The organism is Winogradskyella sp. (genome assembly GCF_025210595.1).
GTDB lineage: Bacteria > Bacteroidota > Bacteroidia > Flavobacteriales > Flavobacteriaceae > Winogradskyella.
The window spans coordinates 1-4765 of sequence record NZ_JAOARH010000049.1 but is presented as its reverse complement, the minus strand read 5'-3'; the positions used below and the strand labels follow the sequence as shown (position 1 = coordinate 4765).

The following is a 4765-nucleotide window of genomic DNA, read 5'->3' as shown; positions in this document are numbered from 1 at the left end:
TCAAAATTTAATAATCATTTTTTTCGAGGAAGTTATTCATAGTCTAATAGATGAAATTAACACAGAATTTAAAAATAGATATCAGTTATTTCTATTAACATGAGTTATTAACAGTTGTTCATAATACATTTAGTTTTATTAAATATCAAGTATTTAGATTTTAAATTAATGTTAATTAAACCGTAATAAACTGTAAAATTTAACTTTTCAAAATAAAAGATATAAAAGTTATACTAACTATTAACACCCTATAATAACCATTATTTATTTTTTTAAATTTTAAAAGAAAAATGATAATAGTATATATAATTGTGAATAAGTGATTTTTTAATTATTTAACCTTATCAAAACATTATTAAATTTTAATAATGTAGCTTTGTAATAAACTTAATAACTTCACTTCCACCTATATTAAGTTTAAAATGAAGAATTCCTAACACTTTTAGGATATGTATATGATTAAAAAATAAATGAAAAGAAACAAAAAAAAGAAATCTAAAAAAGGGATTTCTAACCTTACAAATACAATCTTAAGTATATTAAAAAAAGAACGAAACAAATCTTTTAACTACAAACAAATTGCTGCTATTATTGGTGTAAACGATGCTAGTAGTCGTAATCAGATTATAAAAACCTTAGCTAAACTTGCTGCTAAACAAGAGATTGAGCAGGTAGATCGTGGTAAGTTTAAAGCCATTATTTCTACAGATTATTTTACAGGAATTTTAGACCTAGCGTCTAAAGGTAATGGATATGTTATTTCAGATGATTTTGAAGAAGATGTATTCATCGCTTCAAACAATATAAACAAAGCCTTAGATGGAGATGAGGTAGAATTCTATGCTTACAAACGCAGAAAACGTGGTAAGATTGAAGGAGAGATTACTAATATTATTAAACGCGCTAAAAGCGAATATGTTGGTACAATTCAAATACACGAAAATAAAAACTTCGCTTTTGTAATTGCAGATAGTGTAAAAATGTATAAAGACATTTTTGTGCCTATTAATAAAACTAAAAAAGCAGAAGATGGTGATAAGGTTTTAGTAACACTTACAGATTGGCCAGAAAAAGCAGATTCACCTTATGGTAAAGTTGTTGAAGTTCTTGGTAAACCTGGAGAACATAGTACAGAAATTCATTCTATTTTAGCAGAATATGGTTTACCACATGAGTTTCCTTACGAAGTAGAACAGTATGCAAACCAATTAGATACCTCTATTACAGAAGAAGAAATAGCTAAGCGTCGCGATATGCGTAAAGATTTAACCTTTACTATAGATCCTAAAGATGCTAAAGATTTTGATGATGCTTTATCCTTTAAAGCTTTAGAAAACGGTTTATATGAAGTTGGTATTCATATAGCAGATGTATCACATTATTTACAACCAGGAACCGTTTTAGATGATGAAGCTTACGAGCGTGCTACATCTATTTATTTAGTAGATCGAGTAGTACCAATGCTTCCTGAAATTTTATCTAATGGTGCATGTTCTTTAAGACCACATGAAGAAAAATATACGTTTTCAGCAGTCTTTCAAATGAATGATGCATGTGAAATTAAAAACCAATGGTTTGGTAGAACAGTAACCTATTCAGATGCACGTTTTGCGTATGAAGAAGCACAAGCGGTTATAGAATCTAAAACCAATAATATTCCTCAAGATGTATCATTAACAGGTAAAGCTTATCAAACAGACCAAGCCATTGCAGATGCGATTTTAAAAATGGATGAACTCGCTAAAAAAATGCGCTCACATCGTATGAGAACTGGTGCAATTTCTTTTGATAAGGTTGAGGTAAAATTTAACTTAGATGAAGACGCTAATCCTGTTGGTGTGTATTTTAAAACTAGCAAAGATGCTAATAAGTTGATTGAAGAATTTATGTTATTAGCTAATAGAAAAGTATCAGAATTTATAGGAAAACAAAGTCCTAAAAAGACTTTTGTGTATCGTGTGCATGATGAACCAGATGAATCTAAACTAGCACAATTACAAACAGTTGTTAGTCGTTTTGGACACAAGCTTAATTTTAAAGATCGTAACAGTATAGCGTCTTCTTTAAATGGTTTATTAAAAGATGTCGTAGGGAAGAAGGAGCAAAATTTAGTGGATACCTTAGCAATTCGTACTATGGCAAAGGCAGAATATACCACACATAATATTGGTCATTATGGTTTAGCTTTTGATTATTACAGTCATTTTACTTCACCAATTCGTCGTTATCCAGATGTAATGGCACATCGTTTATTACAAGAGTATTTAGATGGAGGTAAATCTGCTAATGAAGAGGTTTACGAAGAAAAATGTAAGCATAGTAGTAATATGGAATATCTAGCCACAAAGGCAGAACGAGATTCTATTAAATACATGCAAATTCGCTTTATGCAAGATCATGAAAATGAAGAATTTTTAGGAGTCATTTCTGGTGTAACAGATTGGGGAATTTATGTAGAAATAATATCTAATAAATGTGAAGGTATGGTAAGTGTTAGAGACATGAAAGATGACACTTACGATTTTGATCAGTCGCATTACGCTATGGTCGGAAGACATACACATAATATGTATCAACTAGGTGATGAGGTTATTGTTAAAGTAAAAAATACAGATTTAGTAAAAAAACATTTAGATTTTTATATGGTTGGAAAACCAGAAATTGATTAAAATTTATATCATTTTTAGTGTTTTATGAAGAATAAAAAAATGTACTGAGAATAAATTTGTATTGTAACTTTGTATAAAAGTAATACACTAATCAGAAAAAATCATGATTCTAACCACAACCAATTCCATAGAAGGTTTTAAAATAGCAGATTATTTAGGCATCGTTACAGGTGTTGCTATAAATGAAGAAAAGCTTGCTATGGGATTTAGTATGTCTAAATATTTTAGTGCTGTAAGAGATAGTATAGATGTTGTAAAAGAAAAAGCATTTCAGCAGTTACAAGAAAATGCTAAATTACTTAACGCAAATGCTGTTGTTGGCATAAAAGTTGAAATAGAACTAACTACACATAATTATGCTATGGTTTCTGTTACAGGAACTGCAGTTAAAGTAGCTATTTAAAGTATGAAGACAAGTACAAAAGCTAATCTATACGTTTTTATAATTTTCCTCGTTACCTACTTAATTATTAGGTTTATTATTCAATTGGTATTTAATGATATTAATTCCTATTTATTGTCTGCTATATCTGCAGCAATAACAGTAATTTTATCACCTCAAAGAAGAATAGTAAGAAAGCAATCTGGCGATCAAATTCAACTTAAATGGTTGTTTAGTAATAAAGTAATTATCATAAAATAACATCATGAAGAAAGCTATTTTTATCCTAAGTTTATTGGTAACATTTATAACCAATGCTCAAGAAACTATCGAAAAAACAATAGGTGAATTTTCAACCGTAAAAGTTTACGATTTAATTAATCTTAAAATGATTAAATCAGACGAAAATAAAGTTGTTATATCTGGTAAAAACAGAAAAGATGTTCAGGTTATAAATAAAAACGGAAAGCTTAAAATAAGAATGAATCTCGAAGAAAGTTATGATGGTAATGATACTGTAATACAACTTTATTATACTTCAGTAGAAGTTATAGATGCCAACGAAGGAGCAAATATTGTAGTTAATGAACCTATAGAACAATTTGAGATTGATTTAAAAACTCAAGAAGGCGGTGAAATTACTGTCGAAATAAAAACTAGCTATGCTAATTTTAGAGCTGTTACAGGTGGAATTATTAATGTTTCTGGTAGTTCTAAAAATCAAGATATTTCTATTTATACAGGTGGCGAATTTAATGGTAAAGAATTAATAACCGAACAAACAGAAGTAAGTATTAATGCAGCTGGTGAAGCTTCTGTAAATGCATCAGAATATGTAGAAGTAAGAATAAAAGCAGGTGGTGATGTGTTTATCTACGGAGACCCTAAAAAAGTAGACGAAAACCGAGTATTAGGTGGTAGAATTAAGCGTATGTAATACCTGAATAAGAATTATATTACCGTTTTAGATATTTTTAATTCAAATATTATTTTTAAATATAGATTTCTAGTTAAATAAGTAAGAAATCTCAACCGTATTATTGAGATAATTTTTAATTTCTTTAGTACTTTTGTGTAAACTACAAGTTTACATGTTAGATGATATCTTAAGAGCCATTCCTTTCGGAATTATTTTAGCATTTACAATTGGTCCAGTATTTTTTGTACTGTTAGAAACTAGTGCCACTAAAGGTTTTACTAGTGCTCTAATTTTTGATTTAGGTGTTATCTTTGCCGATATTGTTTTTATACTACTCATTTTTATGAGTACAGACACGCTTTTAGATAAAATAAAAGACGATCCTAAGCTTTTAGTATTTGGTGGTGTATTACTTGTAATTTATGGTTTAATTTCTTTTATAAAAATATCTAAATCCTTTAGATCTATTGTTAGAGAACATCATAAAATAGCGCTTCCGAGAAAAGATTATGGTAAGCTATTTGTTAAAGGCTTTCTTCTAAATTTTATAAATATTGGTGTGCTTTTAGGATGGTTAGGCTTTATAGTCATAGGTACTTCAATAACTACTTCAAAAAATGGAATTACAGTTTTTATAGTTTCTATGTTAGTATCTTATTTTGTGTGCGATTTATTTAAAATAGCCGCAGCAAAACGTCTAAAAAATAAACTGACTCCACGACGCATTTTTAAGACCAAAAAAATTGTAGCTCTATTTATTTTAGGTTTCGGAATTCTACTCTTATCTCAAGGTTT

The 4765-nt window shown here is 28.8% G+C and carries 5 protein-coding genes; all 5 read left to right on the top strand.

Annotated features, from left to right (window positions below):
* The first annotated feature begins 470 nt into the window (after positions 1–470).
* Positions 471–2669: a ribonuclease R gene (gene rnr / locus N4A42_RS05590; RefSeq protein WP_294071114.1), complete on the top strand. Its 2199-nt coding sequence runs from the start codon at positions 471–473 to the stop codon at positions 2667–2669.
* A gap of 103 nt (positions 2670–2772) precedes the next feature.
* Positions 2773–3072, top strand: a complete 300-nt coding sequence (locus tag N4A42_RS05585; protein WP_294071112.1) for a heavy metal-binding domain-containing protein — start codon at positions 2773–2775, stop codon at positions 3070–3072.
* Between the two features lie 3 nt (positions 3073–3075).
* On the top strand, positions 3076–3312 hold the full coding sequence (locus N4A42_RS05580) for a hypothetical protein (RefSeq protein ID WP_294071109.1): 237 nt from the start codon (positions 3076–3078) through the stop codon (positions 3310–3312).
* Between the two features lie 4 nt (positions 3313–3316).
* Positions 3317–3988, top strand: a complete 672-nt coding sequence (locus N4A42_RS05575) for a head GIN domain-containing protein (RefSeq protein WP_294071106.1) — start codon at positions 3317–3319, stop codon at positions 3986–3988.
* Positions 3989–4142: 154 nt separating this feature from the next.
* On the top strand, positions 4143–4765 hold a 623-nt coding region (locus N4A42_RS05570; RefSeq protein ID WP_294071104.1), incomplete at its 3' end, for a LysE family transporter.